Consider the following 20,203-nt stretch of genomic DNA (forward strand, 5'->3'; position numbering starts at 1 on the left):
GAAATAAAACATTATTATCTTGAATCAAAAGAATTTTTACATGAATTAACTATAAAAACCTATGAAGAATCGATTTTAGATACAAAAGTTTATGACAAATGGTTTGAAACATATATACCAAAAGTTTGGTAATTAACTATAATTAATTCTTAGTTATAAAAAAGAATAAAAAAGGATTAAATTGATTAATCCTTGATTGTAATTGTGTTTGCGATTCTCATTCCGTCATATTCGGATGTGATGATGTATTCTCCGGCCATCAGTCTGATGTTTAACCTGGCTATTCCTGAGGAATCGGTGGTTCTTGTGTAGAATACTCCGTTGATGTTGAATGTTACTGATGCGTTGGCTAGTGTTTTTCCCTCACCGTCAATGACTGTTGCGTTGAATGTTGAGCCGTCCATATATGTCATTTCCATGTTATCTGCGCTTAAGACAGGTAAAACAGTAATGTTATATGACATCATGAGTCCTGTTAACGGGTCAATTGCGGTTAGGATGTATTCGCCAGGCTCTAAGTTGATGTTTAGTTTAGCGGTTCCGTTTTCATTTGTTGTTCTATTATAGAATACTCCATTGATATTCATAGTAATGTTAACTCCGCTTACAGGATTATTTTTACCATCAATTAATGAAATAAAGAACTGTGAAGCGTTTCTGTAGTATTTTACCAGGTTGTCTGCAATTAGCGTTGGCAATACTGTTATTGTGTTTTCAACTGTTGTGCCGTTGAATGTTGTTTTGATTGTGTAGCTTCCGGGCTCCAGGTTAATGGCCATTCTTGCGCTTCCGTTTTCATCGCTTTTACGGGTATAATTTATGCCGTTTATCTCGAAGTTGACGGTCTCGTTGGCAATGCCAATGTTTGCAACAAACTTGGAGTCGTTTTTATAGATTTTAACCAAATCCTGGGTGTAGATGTCCAGGTTAAAAGTATAGACTTTTATCATGGCAGCTGCTTCTTTTTCGGTTAGATCTTCCCATTCGACGCCATCATAACTTACAAATGAGACATGTGGCTGTGCATGCTTTCTTGCTGTACCAAAATTTTGTTCTGTGCTCTTGGATATGACTGCAAATTCATCTCCCTTCATGACTGGAATGAATTCATCTAACTCGACGGTTGCATATCCGTAATATTCGTATGTTCCGTTTTGTTCATATACTTTTTCGCCATTCACGAGTATTGAAAAGTCATAACTCTTACTAGCTACGTTTAATGATGCGACAGCTGCAATCATGAGATTTTCCTGTGCCACAAATTTGTTCATGGCATATGTGTGATTTGAATAATCCTTGTAGACGATTTCATGCTGGTAAAGTTTGTCATAATCGTTGTTGTTTTTCATGTCGAATGTCATGGAAAAGTCATCTGTAGCAAAGGATATATCATAATATGATATGTAGAAATAGCCTTCATCTCCCCATTCGGTTCCCCAACTGTTTTTAATGATAAATGCGCCATCTCCGGGTGGGGTTTCTACAAAGTTTTCCTTGGGATAGGTGTCATCCCAGCCAACGATACATGCGACATGGTTAGACTCAGTGATTTCGTAATTGTAATATCCGTAAGTCTCTTCATTATAGTATGCCGGATTTTCTTCATCATAGTAATTGGTGGATACAGCACCATATTTGAGCAATGCCTTTTTGAGCCAGTCATTGTCCGTTGAATTCTTTCTTTCCGAGATTATTATGATGTTCTTTATGTGGATATCATCATCGGTGGCAATCAATGGAGATATCTTTCCTAATTCGTCGTAGGTGTCATATATGGCTGGAGATACTCCAAGCCAGCTGGAATAGTAATATATTCCATCAAATATGTTTCCACCTTCTGCCATCCGCTCATCTCCGTATTTTGAATATTTCAGCATCGTATTCTGCAGGTTGTTTTCAGAAAAGTCATAGGTGACATTGGCATATCGAATCAATACTGATTCCAATGTTGATGTTGAACTGAATGCCCAGCAGGCACCCATGTTGCCCTGGTTTTTAACTGGTGAAACCCATCCCCAGTCACGCAGGTCAAATCTTTTCGGAAGGGTCTCGACATTAATCGTATTGTTTAGCGGATTAAACTTGGTCTGGGATGATTCAACATTCAAATCATAATTCGTATTGTTTAAAGACAGTATGTCGTCCGTGAAATTGTTTCCGCTTTCATAATATTTGCAATAAACTCCGTAGATGCTTGAGCCGTTTTCTGCAGGATTGTTGAAGTAATTATCAAATAGGGATACATTACAGTCATATGTATGGAGTGATGAGCCTTCGCTTGCAGTGTTGTTTTCGAAAATGCATGAATCAATGGTAACATTGCCCATGTCGAAGTAGGCAGCTCCTCCATTTGAAAAGCCGTCGTAATATCCAATGTTTGAAGTAAATATTGAATTCGTAATGTTGACTGTCTCTACCCATGAAGTGTATATGGCTCCTCCGTCAAATAATGCAATGTTTGAGGTGAAGTTTGTGCTGTCAATGGTTAAATGTCCGGCCAGCTGAAGGTATGCTCCTCCAAATTCTGAAAAGCAGTCAGTGAAGCGGGAATTGATGATTGTAATGTTTCCCTCGCAGAGTCCATAATCTCCCCCGACATCAGCATAAATCGCTCCCCCATTTCTCTCGGCATAGGTGCTTGTGAAGTCACAGTCATCTATTGTAATGTTCTCGCACAGTTCTTTGATTCCTATTGCTCCTGCAGTCATTGTGGCGGTCAGGTTGATGAAAGTGGATTTCCTGATTTTTCCCGTACTTTGGAAGGCAAAAATTGCAGTGGAATAGTTTGAAGTGGTATTTGCAAAAGTGGTGTTTTCAATATACATTGAAGTGTACATCATGTAGATTAAAGCCCAATTTTGACTGTTTTCGCTTGAAAATGTTCCGTTTATTATGTTCAATTCACCCCCTTGGGAATAAATCGCCCCTCCCATATCGGCACAGTTATCGATAAAGCTGTCATTTATGCTTGTATATCTTCCTAAATTTGCGACGGCACCGCCCATTTCACTGCCATTATCGTCTTTAAAGACAATATTCTTTGTAGTGAGTGTGGCGTCGGATAAAATGTATAAAGCCCCACCATTTTTGGCATTTCCATTTATAATGTTCAAATTTTTTAATGTTACATTGTTCCCGTTAATTGTAAATATTCTGGCTTGGTTGGATGCGTCAATGGTGTGGCCGTTACCGTTAATGGTAAAATCATTTTTAGTTATGTTAATTCCCTTAATAAGTTCATAATCAGTCGAATTGTCATATACATAGTCCTGTGTTATTTCTAAGAAGTCTGTGCTTGAATCTATTTCGTCCTGCAGTGCCGTGAAGTTTCCTTCGGCCGAAACGGCACTGATTGAGATGAATAAAATAGCCAGTACAAGCAATATTTTAATTATCTTCATCATTTTTTCTCCCTATATTCAATATTATATAATATTATTTTTGGTTTTTAAAAAGTTTTCATTTAATGTGGTGGATGTTAAAAATTATTCAAAAAACTCAATAAAAAAAGAAAAAAGGATTAAATTGATTTAATCCTTGATTGTAATTGTGTTTGCGATTGCCATTCCGTCATATTCGGAGGTGATGATGTATTCTCCGGCCATCAGTCTGATGTTTAACCTGGCTATTCCTGAGGAATCGGTGTGTCTTATGTAGAATACTCCGTTGATGTTGAATGTTACTGATGCATTGGCTAGAGGATTACCTTGACCGTCAATGACGGTTGCGTTGAATGTTGAACCGTCCATGTATGTCATTTCCATGTTATCTGCGCTTAGGACAGGTAAAACTGTGATGTTATATGACATCATGAGTCCTGTTAACGGGTCAATTGCGGTTAGGATGTATTCACCTGGCTCCAGATTAATGTTTAGCTTGGCGGTACCGTTTTCATTAGTTGTTCTATCATAGAATACTCCGTTGATGTTCATGGTAATGTTGACTCCGCTTACAGGATTACCTTCACCGTCAATTAATAAAACGTAGAATTGAGATGCGTTTCTGTAGTATTTAACGAGGTTTTCTGCAATTAATGTCGGCAATACTGTAATTGTGTTTTCAACTGTTGTGTCGTTGAATGTTGTTTTGATTGTGTAGTTGCCTGGGTTTAAGTTAATGTTCATTTTTGCGGTTCCGTTTTCATTACAGGTTCTTGTGTAGTTCACGCCATTGATTTCAAAGGTTATGGTTTCATTAGCAATGCCAATATTTGCCTCGAATTGGGAGTCGTTTTTATAGAACTTAATCAAATCCTCTGTGTAAATGGCCAAATCCTTGGTATAGACCTTTAAGGATATAGCTATGTTTTCAAGAGATATGTCTTGCCATCCGTCGCCTAAATCGCAAAAGCTTATGTTTTCAATATAGTGTTGTCTTGACATGTTTAATATAGGAATGCTCTGCTTTTTCATTACTGCAGTGAAGTTATCCCATTCCTTAATTGGAATTTCGTCTGTCAATTTGACTGTATGGAACCCTCTGAATGGCGCTGTTCCGCTTTGTGTGTGTTTTAAATCATCGTTTACATAGATTTCAAGAAGATATTCTTCCCCTTCATCAGCAAAGTAAGTCCCGACAGCGCTGATCAGTTCATTTCTAAGGCTGGTGTAGGTTATCTTATAGCTTATATTGTAATCATATTCAATAATGTCTAAATATCCGCTGAGGTCTGTCTGGTAATTTGCAGTATAATCCTCGGTGTTTTCAATAACAAATCCTACGTTATGTATGTATTCGAGGATACTCGTATCATAATATGAAATGTATTGATATCCGTTTTCTCCAAAATCGCCCCAGCTGTTTTTAATTATCCATGCACCATCTCCTGGTGGAGTTATCAGGAAGTTGCTTGCAGAAAAATTGTCGTCCCATCCGACAAGTGATACAGCATGGGTTTGTTCGGTACTGATGTTTTGATACTGTGCGAATGTATTCTCATTGTAGTAAGGAGCAGCTCTGTATGGGTTATATGTGATGTGAATGGAACCGTATTTAATCAGCGCCTTTTTAAATGCGTCGTTATCTGTGAAATTTGCACGTTGTTTTACAAGTATTGCATCCTGGATGTGTATGTTTTCATCTGTAATGATAACTGGTGATAATTTGCCCAATTCATCATAACTGTCATATTCGGTTGGAAATGGTCCAAACCAACTTAAAATATATTCTAAAGCAAATTCTTGCCATCCTCCTTCAGTGACGTAACTGATACCGTATTTTGAAAATGCCAGTGGGTTGTCCTGCATATTGTTTTCTGAAAAGTCATATTCAATTCCTGTTGCCTTAATCAGTGCGGATTCCAATGCTCCGCATGACCCGAAAGTCCAACAGGCACCCATATCTCCCTGATCTTTAACTGATGAAACCCATCCCCAATCGCGTAAATCAAAACGTGCCGGAAGGTCATTCACGTCTATTGTATTGTTGATGAGTTCCAGTTTCATGCCATTTGACATTAAGACTGATGCATAATTCGTATCATTTAAAATGAGAAGGTCATCGTTATATACATTGTCATTTAATATGACTTGACAAAATACGCAGTGAATGGCTTCGCCGTTTCCTTCAAATTCACTTTCATTTATGGTTAAGTTCGCATCATAGCCGTAAATTGCATTCCCATCATTGTCTTTGAAAGTTAAAAGGATGGAAAGGAAGTATGTATTGTCACAATAAAGTGTTCCTCCCCCATATATTTCTTTATAAAGTATCCTGTTTGATTCAAAAGAACAGTTTCCTATACCCATCATTCCATTTGAAATAAAGACTGCTGATCCGGCATAAAATGCAGTATTTTCTGTGAAAGTTGAATTTTCTATTATCAAAGTACCTCCTAGCTGAACCAATGCGCCGCCAAAATCTCCAGTTGAATTAATGAAGGTTGATTTGCCTATGGATGTAGTCGTATTGGGATTTCTGTTGATGTCTATATAGATTGCGCCGCCGTTTTTGCGTGCTTCGGAATTTATGAAGGTACAGTTTGTTATATTTATAATATCCATATCTCTTAGCCCTACAGATCCTGCAGTCTCATTTGCATACATATTTTCAAAAATCGAATCGCTTACGGTTATATTTCCTTCAGCATATATTGCAGATGCATATTTGGATTTTGAATTGGAAAAACTTGAGTTGCGGATGTTTAGAGTGCCTTTGGAATAAATGCTTCCGCCCCATGTGCCTGTATTGTTCATGAAAAGGCAATTTGTAATTTCCATATATTTCGCTGATACAATGGCGCCGTTTGTACTGCCGACTAAATTTTCAAATATGGAGTCTTCAATGCTAATCTCAGCTTTTGCATATATTGCCGGTCCATTTTCGGCTATTGAATTGGTGAATGTTGAATTAATGATGTTAGTTTCCCAATTCAAATTGACATTTCCTCCGTTCTTTGCGGAATTGTTCATGAAAAGACAATTTGTTATTTGCGTTTCATTGTAACTTAATATTGCTCCGCCACCAATATTTGCATGGTTGTCAATGAAGACGCTATTGTTTAATGCAATAATTGCAATAGAATATATTGCCGCACCATTTTCTGCAGTATTGCCTATGAAAATGGAGTTTTCTATGCTTACCATTTTTTCTTCTGGATTAATGTATCCATTCCCGAAGTTTGGAAAGTGTAGGGCTCCGCCATTTGATCCATTGTTTGAGATAAACTCGCAGTTGATTGTGATGTTTTTCACGAAATCTTGGAATGTTATTGCGCCTCCATATCCTGCTAAATTAATTGTGCCTTTAGCGGTATTATTTGCATATTTTCCTTTGAATTTGCTGTTGCTTACTTCGTCGAAGAAAATTATTGCTCCTCCACCGAAATTTGCCGTATTGTTTATAAAATCACTGTTGAAAATATTGTTGTTTGTTTTACTGTAGAAATATATTGCTCCGCCATACGCTGCTTCGTTGTTTTCAAAAGTGCTTTCAATAGTATTGTATTCTGTATTTGAAATGAAACATATTGCTCCGCCGAGCTCTGTGGCTGTGTTTTTATTGAAAACGCTTGAAATCCGGATGTTTTCAGTTTCACTGATGAAACAGACTGCACCTCCAATTTCTGCAGTGTTGTTTTCAAACAAACAGTCTATTAAGTTTACATTTCTTTCTGAAAGTATTGCTCCGCCGCCTTTATTTGTGTATCCGTTGATAAAAGTGAGGTTTAAAATCGTGATGTTATCTCCTCTAATGCCAAAGATTCTGGCTTGGTTGGATGCGTCAATGGTGTGGCCGTTACCGTTAATGGTAAAATCATTTTTAGTTATGTTAATTCCCTTAATAAGTTCATAATCAGTCGAATTGTCATATGTATAGTCCTGTGTTATTTCTAGAAAGTCTGTGCTTGAATCTATTTCTTCTTGCAGTGCCGTGAAGTTTCCTTCGGCCGAAACGGCACTGATTGAGATGAATAAAATAGCCAGTACAAGCAATATTTTAATTATCTTCATCATTTTTTCTCCCTATTCATGAATAAATATTTTTAATTATCGCTCATGTCCTTGGTAACGCTTATGCTTTCACGTGAATATTTTTTAGGATCTTCTATAATTTCTAAAGCTATTTTATGAACGGATTCCATTGACGTTCTGTATCCCGCAGGCGTTTCGCCCTTTCTGGTAATTACATAATCGTCCTCATCGCCATGCTCAAGATAACCTGCCCTTATGATTGTATAGTCAACGTCGCTGCTTTCAATAAGATCTGCAGCATACTGGTTTGGAATCTGAGTCTGGTCATTGTCCACATTGAATTCGGCACCTTCCCCTTCAAGTTCGTTGTAAATTCCAACAGAAGCCATGAAAATGAATCTTTTAGGGTCCATATTAATGATATTGTCCACCATGACTGGAATGTAGTCTCCTGAAATTGCAAAGTAAACCAGGTCCTGGTCTTTCAAGGCTTTCTTTAAGGCTCTAAAATCAAGTGCATTAACGCTTTTAGCCGTAATTCTGTGATTGTCCTCATAGAGATGACCTGCACTAGTTGAAATGAGTGTCAGGTGGTGGTCTGTAACTGCAAGTAACTTCGCCGTTAATGATATTCCGAATTTTCCCGTTGCTCCAAGAATAGCTATGTTCATTTTTTCACCTGGTTTAATCTTTGATTATTCTTCAATTAATGATTTGTTATTTGATTCTGATACTTAATAATTCAAGCATTCAGTTAATGAATGTATTCAAAAAAAGAAAAAAGGATTAAATTGATTTAATCCTTGATTGTAATTGTGTTTGCGATTGCCATTCCGTCATATTCGGAGGTGATGATGTATTCTCCGGCCATCAGTCTGATGTTTAATCTGGCTATTCCTAAAGAATCGGTGTGTCTTACATAGAATACTCCGTTGATGTTGAATGTTACTGATGCATTGGCTAGAGGATTACCTTCACCGTCAATGACGGTTGCGTTGAATGTTGAACCGTCCATGTATGTCATTTCCATATTGTCGGCGCTTAAGACTGGTAAAACGGTAATGTTATAGGACATCATGAGTCCAGTTAACGGGTCAATTGCGGTTAGGATGTATTCGCCCGGCTCCAGGTTAATGTTCAGCTTAGCGGTACCGTTTTCATTAGTTAAACGGTCATAGAATACTCCGTTGATGTTCATGGTAATGTTAACGCCAGTTACAGGATTGCCTTCACCGTCAATTAATGAAATGAGGAATTGGGAAGCGTTTCTGTAGTATTTAACGAGGTTTTCTGCAATCAATGTCGGCAATACTGTAATTGTGTTTTCAACTGTTGTATCGTTGAATGTTGTTTTGATTGTGTAGTTGCCTGGTCCTAAGTTGATGTTCATTTTTGCGGTTCCGTTTTCATTACTGGTTCTTGTATAGCTTTCGCCATTGATTTCAAAGGTTACGGTTTCATTAGCCACTCCGATATTTGCCTCAAATTGTGAATCGTTTTTATAGATTTTAACTAAATCTTGGGTGTAAATATCCAGCGGTAATGTATAGACTTTTATGGAGCAAACAGTATTGTTTTCATCAAAAGAATCAATCCATGTACCATTTACCAGGTATTGTGATGAACTAGGTTCATGATGTTGTCTGGATCCTATAATGGCTGCAACACTGTTTGATATAATTTTAACAGCAAAGATGTCTCCTTCTTTAATTGGGATATATGAATCTAATTTAATGGTATGGAAACCATAGAATGGTGAAACACCATTTTGCGCATATTTTAAAACGTCATTAACGTAGACCTCAACAGTATAGTTAATGCCGCTTTCATTAAAGTAGGTTCCAACGGCAGCAATCAAATCATTTTCGATTGCTTCATATGTATTCATGTATTCATTTGATTTGTTGATAAAGGATATTATTCCGTTGATGTCATATTGGTAATTTTTGCTATATGGGATATTGTTTTCAAACACAAATGCAACTGATGGCTTTTCTGTTCCAAAAGTCAAATCATAGTATGAGATATAGAAATATCCCTCTTGTCCTTTTTCGGTTCCCCAGCTGTTTTTAAATATCCATGCACCATCACCAGGAGGAGTAATTAAAAAGTTGCTTGCGGAAAATGTGTCATCCCATCCGATTAAGGTAACTCCATGATTCGTCACACCACTTTCATTAAAATACTGATAACCGTTTATCATGTCACAATATGGGGGTTGCTGTTCAGAATGATAAAAGATACTTAAAGCACCATATTTTAAAAGAGCTCTTTTTAAATTGTCATTATCACTTATATTTTTACGAGGTATAAAGACCACGTCCTGGACATGAATACTTTCCGGTGTTGCCATTAATGGTGAAATTTTTCCGACTTCGTCGTATGTATCATATTCTCCTGGATGTACACCTAACCAACTTAACGCATAACCGGCACCTGATTCATAAGATCCTCCTTCAGGAATGCCTGATGTTCCATATGGGGAATATTGGAGTGAAACGTCCTGCATATTATTTTCAGAAAGGGATCCTTCCAATCCTAAAAATCTTAACATTGCAGATTCTATGGCTCCTGTTGTTGCAAATGTCCAGCAAGCTCCCATTAGGCCCTGGTCTTTGACAGGTGAAACCCATCCCCAATCACGTAAATCAAAGCGAATTGGAAGTGTATTAACATCTATTGTATTATTGATTATATTCAATTCCATTCCTGGAATAGGCACAACATATTCATATTCCGTATTGTTCAAAGATAAAGTATCATTGCCGCTGTAGGTATTGTTTTCTATAATGCATATCGTAGAGTCAAATTCTGTGTAAATGTCGCTATAATTGCCCTCATAGTCATGATTATTGTCAAATGTGTTATTTTTAATGGTATAGTTTGAATCATATAAAGATATTCCAGCACCATTTTTTGCAACATTATTGGTTATGTTAGAATTAAATAACATTAAACTGCCGTTGTCACAGTATATTGCGCCGCCGTAAGTGGCCCTATCCTCTTCATCATATGTTGCATAATTGTTATCGAATACTGAACTGAAAATAGTGTCCTTGGTCATGGAAGTGTATATTGCACCACCATCAAATAATGCGGAATTATTTGTGAAGTTACAATTGTCTACTAGAAGGTTACCTCCCAATTGGACTAATGCTCCACCGAATCCGGAGTAACAATCAGTAAAATCGGAATTCATGATTGTAATGTTGTTCGTGTTATTTTTAGCATATACATCGCAAAGTATTGCACCTGCATTTTTTTCGGAAGTAACATTAGTAAATGTACAGTTTGCAATAAAACCATCTTCCGTACCTTTCAATAGGATTGCTCCTGCAGAAATACGGGCATGAAGATTAATGAAACTGCAATTCAAGATTCTTGTTATTTTACTTCCCCGAATTGCAGCCGTATAATTGGATGTGGTATTTGCAAATACTGAATTACTGACGTATAATTCGTTTCCACCCAAAGCTAAAATAAATCCCCTTATCAATTCTTTTGAATTCATCATAAATGCAGAATTGAATATCGCATTTGCATTTTGGTTCAGTGTTATAGCACCATAATTTTTTGATGTCAAATCTAAAAATTCGTCTTCGTTACTTATAAATGAAGCAAACATTCCTACAAAGATTGTTGCTAAATTTGAAGCAGTACTGTTTGCAAAAACCACATTATTTGTATTTATGGAACAATAATCCGGGATATATAAAATACTGCCCATATCAGAGTTTGCATTAATAAAAGTAAGGTTATTTATAGTTATGTTATTTCCTCTAATAATGAATATCCTTGATTGGTTATTTGCGTCAATGGTATAGCCATTACCATTAATGACAAAATTATCCTTATCAATAGAAATTCCCATGTTACTGTCGGTTTCATTGTTGAATTTATAGTCGTGAGTTAAATTCAACTCGCCGGTTGCATTATTTATTTCATCTGCCAAATCAGTGAATGAATCTTCACTGTCTATTCCTATGATTTCTTGACCATCATCACTTATAACATCATCTGTAAGGTTTTCTGCTGCACAGACAGCCCCCACCGACATGATTAAAACAAGCATGACAATCATAACCTTTAAAACATTCATAATTATCACAATATAAATTATATAAAAAATTGATATTTAAATATTTATATTAATGTTAAAGAGGCAGACTCTAATTTTATATGTTGTCATGTCTTAAAAAAGTAAATTGGAGTTTGTACTCCTAGAATACAATTGGGATAACGTTATTGTTTGTTGAATTCATTTAATGCGTTATCATTAAGCGGAATTCCCATTACTTGGTAATTTCCTAATTTTCTTGTTTTTCTAATTTTACTTGATTTCGTGTTTCGTTATGAAAATTGAGACTTTTCTATCACTTAAATTTTAAAAAATAAATATGGACATTATCTATTTGTTTAAATAACAGAAAACATATAATAAAAATACATTATAATTACTGTTTATTAATCATTTACTTATTAAATAAATAATTTTTCACGGATTATTTTTTCAGCATTTTTGCACATCTGTTCTTGCAATTTGGCTTGCTTTTTAAAAATTATTTTCTGCGATTCTCATTCCGTCATATTCGGAGGTGATGATGTATTCTCTGGCCATCAGTCTGATGTTTAACCTAGCTATTCCTGAGGAATCTGTGTGTCTTACATGGAATGCTCCGTTGATGTTGAATGTTAGCTTTGCCTGGTGAAGAATTATTTGATATTGAAAAGCTAATTCCAAGAGAAGATTTGAAATGAGTGTTATGCTTAAAATTTTTCTTTGATTTAAATGAATTGTCTCAGTGTGAAGTTGATAATTTAAATCATCTATTGGCTTGTTATTTCCCAAAAAAACTTTTTGTTATTTGTGGTGATGGTTTAAATCATTTAACTTAACTGCATGGAATTATACATTTTCATACTGTTTTCGTTATTTTCCCTGTAAAAAATTGTATATACATTATTGGGAGTTTTAATCATTTTAACAACTACATTTTCACGAGTATCTTTAATAATTCCTTCTGCATGTACTGTTATTGTTTTAAATCCTTGAGTTGTCTCTAAATTATAACTCGTGAATGTGACATTGTCCATACCCTGCTGCATCATTGATAAAAATTCACTAGCACTAATTTCACCTGTGGATAATGCAGAATATGTGATATCAAAATCTTCAGTTGTCATTCCTTTATTATTAATAATGAATATGGATTTTCCATCGCTACCATAAAATTCCATTCCCTCTTGTTTTGTTATGTACGTACTGCCTGCAGGTGCTGTCATCTTCACACCATCCAATGTAACTTCTTCGTCAAATAATGGTACATTTGTGAGAACAAACGCTGCTACAAGTATTCCAATTATTATTAATAATCCTATAATTATTTTATTTTTATTGTTTTTGGGTTCTTGTGTATTTCCGATTTTAGATCCGCATTTATCACAGAATTTAGAATCTTTTTCGACTTCCTCCCCACATTTTGGACATTTTGTCATTGTTATCACCGTTAATTAGTGGTGATATATTTGTTAAAAAGAGGTTATATTAATTATTATTTTTTCTTTATGGATGATATTTTATGTTGACTTTTTAGTCAAATTCATCAATTAATAAACTTATTTGGTTGAAAATGAAATAAAAACATCATGTTTAGATATTAAATCAATTTTTCTTTAATTAGGAGTAATGTTCTGATTTTTTTTGAATAACTTATTATTAACTTTTATATTAATCTATTGGATATCTAATTGTTTAACATATTAATATAGGAATTCTATTATTATTTATAAAATTAAAATTAAAGAATATTCTTTTCAAATTTATTACATTTTTCTTTTAGTAATAAAATCTCTTTATTTGCATCTTCTAATTGTTGTTCTAATTTTGATAATTTTTCTTGTTCATCAAAATTTAAGGGATTATCATCTTCTTTATTTAATAAAAAACTAATATTTGCACGTTGATTAGGATCAATTTCGCTTAACTCTTTTAAATGTTCCCTAAGTTCTTCATTTCCACTTGTAATACTCAACCTTAAAAGAACATTTAACTTTATTTTTGCTTTAATTTCATCAAAAATTACATCACATTCTTCTTCATAAGGCAAATGAGGAATCAAATCTTTGGTTTCATCTCTTGTTAAAACTAAAAAACCATGTTTATAAGAAGTTCCAATCTTAAAAGAAAAATCTAAATGAGGCTCATCAATTTCATCATCCACAAGAAATTCTTCGTCAAGTGGCCATCCTTCATAATCCAACTCATCTCTTTTTTTAATAGCTTCTTCTAATGAATCAAATTTGCCAAAATTATATTTGTCATTATCAAATGTGCGAGTTACTATGTATTTTTCCCCATCTTGTAAAATATATTCTTCATTTGTCATAAAAATCACAAATTAATATTTCAATGAATTAAAACTTTGGACATCTCTTCTTCAAGTTTAGCTTCAAAATCAATAGCATTAGAATGATACCATTTGCAGAATTCTTTCATTCCCGCCATAGCATAACCTTCCCAAATATCAAACATTCTTGGTTTATCATTTAATATATTTATATCATCAGTTTCTTCAATTGCTAAAATTTGTAATATTTTAATTGGTTCTCCCATTTTTAAAGCACTTTCATATTTAATTAAAGTAACCGGGTCATTAATATTTTCACGATTTTTAACTATATATTTACCAATTAATACTGTGATTAAAAATAATTCCAGATTATTTAATCCCAGTTTTTTCCCAAAATATTGATAGGAATATTTATTTTCTTCATCTGAAGTATGTTTATAATACATTTCATCAGTATATATTGTTGTACCTTTATCATCATTTATCATGTTTTTCACCTAATCTCTCTTTAGTAACATCAACAATTGTTGTTTCATCTTTTGTTACAAATTGTAGTTCATATTCCTTTCCAACGTATTCACATAACTTATCATGGAATTCTGACGAGTTTTCACTATCTAAAAAAAGGAAAATTAATTGATTATTTTCTAATAAATGGGGTATTGAATCAGCAAAATTATTTCTTAATCTATTTCCCCATCGCCCAATGGAAGTATCCATTACTTGGGGAAGTTTAAATGCAGATGAAGAGTTTATTGCTGTGATAAATGACAATGCAATAGCTAATTGAGCACCACTTGAAGGAGTAATGGATGTGACAATTTCTCCATCTGTTTCTCTCAATGAAATATCGAATGATTCACTAATTAATACTGCATCATATTTATTTCTAGTCCCATCACCATTATAGATTTTTTTGAATTGTTTATTAACATTATTTTCGATTGATTTATGAATTTTTCTTCCTAATTCATCTTTTAAAAATTCACAGTGTTCTATAATTTTGTTACAAAAATTAACTTTATCATTAAGTTCTTTTTCATCACCTATATTAATTTTTAATAAATCTAATTCTCGTTCTATTCTTTGCATTTCGGGTTCAAATTCATCAATATTATTCTGAAGATTTTTGATGTTTTCTTTAAAACCTTCAATTAATTTATCATTCCCATCAATTTTACTTTTAATTTCATTCTCTTTATTTTTTGCTTTTAAAGCGGAGTTATATAATTCATTTTTAATTTCAAGGGATTCTATTTTACTTTCAAGATACTCTTCAATCTTATTAACCTCATTACAATGTTGTTCGACATCATTCTGAAATGATTTGGGAATTTTGCTAATTATTTCATTAGACTCATTAATTAATTCTTTAATTTTTTTATTAATTATAGAATTATTTTCAATTTTAATTGTATTATCTCTGAGTTTGGACAATAATTCAAATGCTGAATTATCTTCTTTTAAATCGTGACCGCACATGCATTTTTTTCTATTCAAAATAAAATTGAGGTCTTTGGATGAAATTGAATAAATATATTCATTATCATCAATAGAGTCATCATTAATCTTTCTAGTTATAAATGTTTTTAATAAGTCATAACTCAAAACATAAGAAAAATTATATAATAAAAATTTTAAGTGAGTCTCATTTAAATTATTTAAACTATTATTAAAAATTTCAATATCTTTTTTTAAATTATTAATTTCAATAAATAATTCATCAGGACTATCTCCTCCAGGATTCAGTAATTCATTTAAATTTTCATTTTCCTTCGTTAATTTTTTAATATTGTTTTTATTTTCTTCTAAATCTTTAATATCTTGTTTATTAGATAAAATTAATTTATCTCTTTGTTCATTTAAATCAGCTAATTCTTCATTTAATTCTTTTAAATCATCATTTAAATTATTCTTTTGTGTTTCAGTACGTTCTATTGTTTTTTCAATTAAATTTGATTGGGATAATTTTATTATTTCCTCTTTTACAGTATTAGTATCACCATTAAACCAATCTAATAATCTTTCACCATCAAATAAAAAATATTCTTGTAGGCGCTTAGGCAATCTTGTTTTTCTATATCCTAGTGGATCACCCAAAGGTTTATCATTTTTGTAAATTTCAAACTTTTCTTCTCCTTTTTTACGCATTTTTCCTGTAGATGTTTTATTATAATTTTGTTTTCTATTAATTGTTATATTATTACCTTCATTGTCTTCCATTACAACTTCAACTTCAACTGTCAAAATTTTACTGTTTTTTATTTCTTTAGCTGCCTCTAAATTACATCTACCTTTACTTGAATTTTTATAAGGTTCCTTACCACCATATATGCACCAATAAATTGCACTTAAAAAAGTAGTTTTTCCTAAATCGTTGTCTCCTTCTATTATAGTTAAATTTTTCTCACCATATGCAAAATTAATTTTTGGAGGGTTTCTATATGGTCCATAATTTTTCATTGTCAATGATCTGATAATCATTTTAATCACTATACTCCTCAACAAATTTTGCATAATTGTCATCTAATCTTGGCTTTTTCTTATCACTGTATTCATATTCTAAATTCAAAGCATCTAAAATATAATTTTTTTCATTATCTTTTATTTTCATTTCGTCCAAAATTCCTAAAATCACTGAATTAATATTACTTTTCATTATAATCCCCACTGTTTTAATTTATCTAAACTTTCGCCAGCATTGTCCGAAGTAGAAATAAACTCTTTTAACCTATCTAATTCAGAATCAAAAAAGTTATTCAACTTTGAAGAATCGTCATTATCAGAAACTACAACTAAATCATAAATATATGCCTTTTCTTTACCTGGTGATTTCCTTAAAACTCTGCCTCTTCTTTGAATATATTCTGCAGGATTTGATGAACTAGACATAATAATAACTTTATTGGTTGATGGAACATCTACACCTTCATTTAAACATCTAATTGCAACCAATGCCTTGTAATCACCTTTATCAAAACCATCTAACAATTGTTTTCGTAATTTTAAATTTTCATGATATGTAAACTTTGATTTAGGATTAATGTTCTTTTCATCTAAAATTTGTAATACTCTTTCTATTTGTTTATATGAGCAAAATATTATTAAATGATCAATTGGCTCTTCCAAATTATCTAATATTTCCCCTAATATTTTATATTTGTCTTCAGCATTATTTGCTTTGCTTCTATTTTTAGATTCTTCTTCTGTTAGGTTAACTTTAATTGGAATATAATAATATGGTGTCAAAAACTTTTCTCTTTTAGAACCGAATCTTCTAGTTAATGCATCTCTAATATTAAATTCAAAAATTTCTCCTTTAAAATAATTCATTATTCTTGCAGTCCCTTCATAATCCATATGTCTTTTAGGAGTAGCACTCAGACCTAATCTATAATCATATTCACGGATTAATCCCTCACTATATCCCGCAGACCCTACATGATGAACTTCATCAACAATTAATAATAATTTTTTATTTGGATTTTTTTCTTTTATAGACATTATTTTAGTAATGAATTCTTTTTTGGAGAAGGTTACGTGTGATGTTAAAATAATTTGTGCTTTATTAAAATTTACATTATTATTTATTTTTCTTTTAAGTTTATCAAAATCCACTCCCCATTTTGGATTAGCATCCCCATAAAATTCATGGGGTTTTCCCAAATCCATACTAATGATTTCATCTTTCCACTGTTCAATTAAATGAATATAGGGGCATGCGATTACTGTGAGAACATCTTCATCTTTTACAACTTTTTTTAAACAATTTAATGATGTAATTGTTTTACCAGTTCCTGTAGCCATAGCCAAAATTCCTCTTTTACCATGGGAAAACCAAGTGTCAATTGCATCAAGTTGGTAGGAATATGGTGTTTTTACTTTTTTTTTCTTATAGGGAGGTTTTTCCAATTGCTTAATTCGAACAATAATTTTTTCAAGTTCTACTTTATCTTTTGGAGCATTTTTGATGAAAAAATTTAATGATTCATCAGGAATATTGTATACTTTTAGATTATCATTATTGTCATTCCAAAAATCTTCAAAAGCAGAAATATTTGTAGGAATATGCACATCGTCCTGCCAACTTTTAAATGTGTGCAAATTTTCAGAATTTTTTACCCAACCTCTTGCACTTTCATTCACTGAACCTACAAAAATGATACAATTATCTTCAGAATCATGCATAATTCCTAATTTTGGATGATAAATATTATCTGGCATATATCTACCATCTATATAATTTAAACCTATTTTAACTTCAAGAAATTCATTTGCAATCATCCAACCTAAAACTTTTGTATAGTTCCAAATTAATTCATCTTCTAAATTTTCATATTCATTTAAAAAATTTTTATTAATTAATTCTTTGAATTGATTTGGATTTGAAATTGAATCCCAATCATCTTCACTTAATTGGACTCCGCAAAGTAGTCTTATATGTCCATTATTTTCGATTAATTTTGCCATTCCTTTTGCAGCCACACATAAACTTGCAGAACTAAAGTATCCTGAAAGTCTATCATACTTAACGGATTCAGCTAGTGCCAAATTATAAAATTTTTCAACCAAATTTTCATTTGCAGAAAAATAATCTGGCTTAATTAAACTATCAATATCTTGTAATGACATTAAAACCCCATATTATAAAATTTTTAATCTTCTCCAATAGCCACAAAATTACCACTAATAATAATTATATTGTTGTTATAACAATATATATATTACTAAAATATCTTAAAAATTAAAATAAAATCTTAATATCTCATATAATAACTCATGTCAGATTAAATTAAATCAAATAGTAAAATAAAAAAAGAATAAATCGATTTAAAAATTAAATCTGGGAGGGATCAGATTTTAAAAGTTTAAATATGTACAATATATTAACGATCTCAATAAGATCAAAATAATTACTCATGTTATTTATAAACCTGATAAAAATCATTCATATAACAAAAATCAAAGTAAAATACATTATAATCTTGATATAAAAAAAATTTAAATAAAATTAATAGGATACCATATTATATAAAATTTATTTACTAATGGTCTTGGGGAAAATTATGGAATTTAAAGATTTGATAACAGAAGACATTAAACGTGTTTTACTTGTTGAACCAGACTTTCCTATTCCTAATAAAAGTAGAAATCATTCTAATTTTTTACCAATAGGTCTTTTAAAAATAGCTAGTTATTTTAGAGAGAAATCAATAGATGTTGAATTAATACGTTTTGAAGAGAAAAAAGATGAAGATTATTATCAAACAAAATTAGATTTTAAAAATGATGTCTCTAATAATGTGCCTAATTTAATATTTGTCACTTCAATATTTACTTATTGGTCAAAATATGTGAAAAAAGCAGTTTTACATTATAAAAATAAATATCCTAATGCAAAAATAATTGTTGGAGGAATTTATGCTTCTTTAATGCCAGAACATTGTTTAAAAAATACGCACTGTGATGAAATAATTACTGGACCAATTCCTGAAGTAGAAAAATGTGCTCCCGCATATGATTTAGTTGATGTGGATTATCAAATAATTCATACCAGTAGAGGTTGCATTAGAAAGTGTGGATTCTGTGGAACATATATAATTGAACCAGTGTGGGATTGTAAGTCAAGTATTAAAAGAGAAATTGAAGAAAATCAAAAAAGACAATATGAACATAATCAAAAACCATTGAAAAAAATAATATTTTATGACAATAATCTTTTGGCTAATAAACATATAGAAAATATACTTAATGAATTAAAAGAGTTAAAAACACAAAGGAAAATAACTTATGTAGAATCTCAATCTGGATTCGATGGAAGGATACTTATAAAAAAACCACATTTGGCTAAAAAATTGAAAGAAGCAGGGTTTAAAAATCCAAAAATTGCTTGGGATCATGGTATATGTCAAGCTCCTAAAATTAAAGAGCAAATTGATTTATTAATTGATGCAGGATTTGCAGCAAAAGAGATATCTATCTTCATGATTTATAATTATGAAATTCCTTATGAAGAGATGGAAGAAAAAAGGCAACTTTGTGCTGAATGGAATGTTCAAATAACAGATTGTCGATATAGGCCATTAAATGCAGAAGATGATAATTATAGTTCATATAAGCGGGAACAAGGTCCTGATGATTATCATATTCATGAAGAAGGGGGTTGGACTGATGCAAAAGTAAGAAAATTCCGGAGAAATATTCGTAGGCACAATATTTGTATGAGGCATGAAGTTGATTTTCATTCAACTATTTTGGAACGAAAACAAATACCTCAAGATAAAGCTAAACAACTACGTAGAAAATCATTTAAAGAGATTAAAGAAAAATTTTCGGATGTTTTGCCTGATGCATGGTCACCTTTTGATTTACATCCGTGGGATGAGCAGGATTATTTTAAAATAAAGACAAATTAGATAATGGATATTTATTCTCTTTAAT

The 20,203-nt window shown here is 32.2% G+C and carries 12 protein-coding genes; 1 reads left to right on the top strand and 11 read right to left on the bottom strand.

Features of this window, described 5'->3' with window-relative positions:
- Positions 1–185 precede the first annotated feature (185 nt).
- From ACKI44_RS03495 to ACKI44_RS03545, 11 genes are all read right to left on the bottom strand, one after another.
- Entirely contained in the window at positions 186–3,404 is a 3,219-nt protein-coding gene (locus ACKI44_RS03495; protein WP_407421576.1) for a C1 family peptidase, read from the bottom strand.
- Positions 3,405–3,530: 126 nt separating this feature from the next.
- Positions 3,531–7,454, bottom strand: coding sequence for a C1 family peptidase (locus tag ACKI44_RS03500; protein ID WP_407421578.1), 3,924 nt, complete (start codon positions 7,452–7,454; stop codon positions 3,531–3,533).
- Between the two features lie 29 nt (positions 7,455–7,483).
- Complete coding sequence (locus ACKI44_RS03505) at positions 7,484–8,083, bottom strand: NAD(P)H-binding protein (protein ID WP_407421580.1); 600 nt, start codon at positions 8,081–8,083, stop codon at positions 7,484–7,486.
- A 125-nt stretch (positions 8,084–8,208) separates the two neighbouring features.
- On the bottom strand, positions 8,209–11,511 hold the full coding sequence (locus ACKI44_RS03510) for a C1 family peptidase (RefSeq protein ID WP_407421582.1): 3,303 nt from the start codon (positions 11,509–11,511) through the stop codon (positions 8,209–8,211).
- Between the two features lie 453 nt (positions 11,512–11,964).
- The gene (locus ACKI44_RS03515) at positions 11,965–12,153 is read right to left on the bottom strand and encodes a hypothetical protein (protein ID WP_407421609.1); all 189 of its coding nucleotides are present in this window, start codon (positions 12,151–12,153) and stop codon (positions 11,965–11,967) included.
- A gap of 146 nt (positions 12,154–12,299) precedes the next feature.
- On the bottom strand, positions 12,300–12,908 hold the full coding sequence (locus ACKI44_RS03520; protein ID WP_407421584.1) for a zinc ribbon domain-containing protein: 609 nt from the start codon (positions 12,906–12,908) through the stop codon (positions 12,300–12,302).
- A gap of 302 nt (positions 12,909–13,210) precedes the next feature.
- Positions 13,211–13,798, bottom strand: a complete 588-nt coding sequence (locus tag ACKI44_RS03525) for a hypothetical protein (RefSeq protein ID WP_407421586.1) — start codon at positions 13,796–13,798, stop codon at positions 13,211–13,213.
- Positions 13,799–13,818: 20 nt separating this feature from the next.
- Positions 13,819–14,250: a hypothetical protein gene (locus ACKI44_RS03530; RefSeq protein ID WP_407421588.1), complete on the bottom strand. Its 432-nt coding sequence runs from the start codon at positions 14,248–14,250 to the stop codon at positions 13,819–13,821.
- Positions 14,240–16,246: an AAA family ATPase gene (locus tag ACKI44_RS03535; RefSeq protein ID WP_407421590.1), complete on the bottom strand. Its 2,007-nt coding sequence runs from the start codon at positions 16,244–16,246 to the stop codon at positions 14,240–14,242. Before ACKI44_RS03535 ends, ACKI44_RS03530 begins: the two co-directional genes overlap by 11 nt.
- A 1-nt stretch (position 16,247) precedes the next feature.
- Positions 16,248–16,421, bottom strand: coding sequence for a hypothetical protein (locus ACKI44_RS03540; protein WP_407421591.1), 174 nt, complete (start codon positions 16,419–16,421; stop codon positions 16,248–16,250).
- Positions 16,421–18,394: a DEAD/DEAH box helicase family protein gene (locus ACKI44_RS03545; RefSeq protein ID WP_407421593.1), complete on the bottom strand. Its 1,974-nt coding sequence runs from the start codon at positions 18,392–18,394 to the stop codon at positions 16,421–16,423. The genes ACKI44_RS03540 and ACKI44_RS03545 overlap by 1 nt, the downstream gene beginning before the upstream one ends.
- A 434-nt stretch (positions 18,395–18,828) precedes the next feature.
- On the opposite strand from ACKI44_RS03545, the gene ACKI44_RS03550 reads away from it, so the two are divergent.
- The gene (locus tag ACKI44_RS03550) at positions 18,829–20,178 is read left to right on the top strand and encodes a cobalamin-dependent protein (RefSeq protein ID WP_407421595.1); all 1,350 of its coding nucleotides are present in this window, start codon (positions 18,829–18,831) and stop codon (positions 20,176–20,178) included.
- Positions 20,179–20,203 lie beyond the last annotated feature (25 nt).

This window comes from Methanobrevibacter sp., assembly GCF_045646205.1.
Taxonomy (GTDB): domain Archaea; phylum Methanobacteriota; class Methanobacteria; order Methanobacteriales; family Methanobacteriaceae; genus Methanocatella.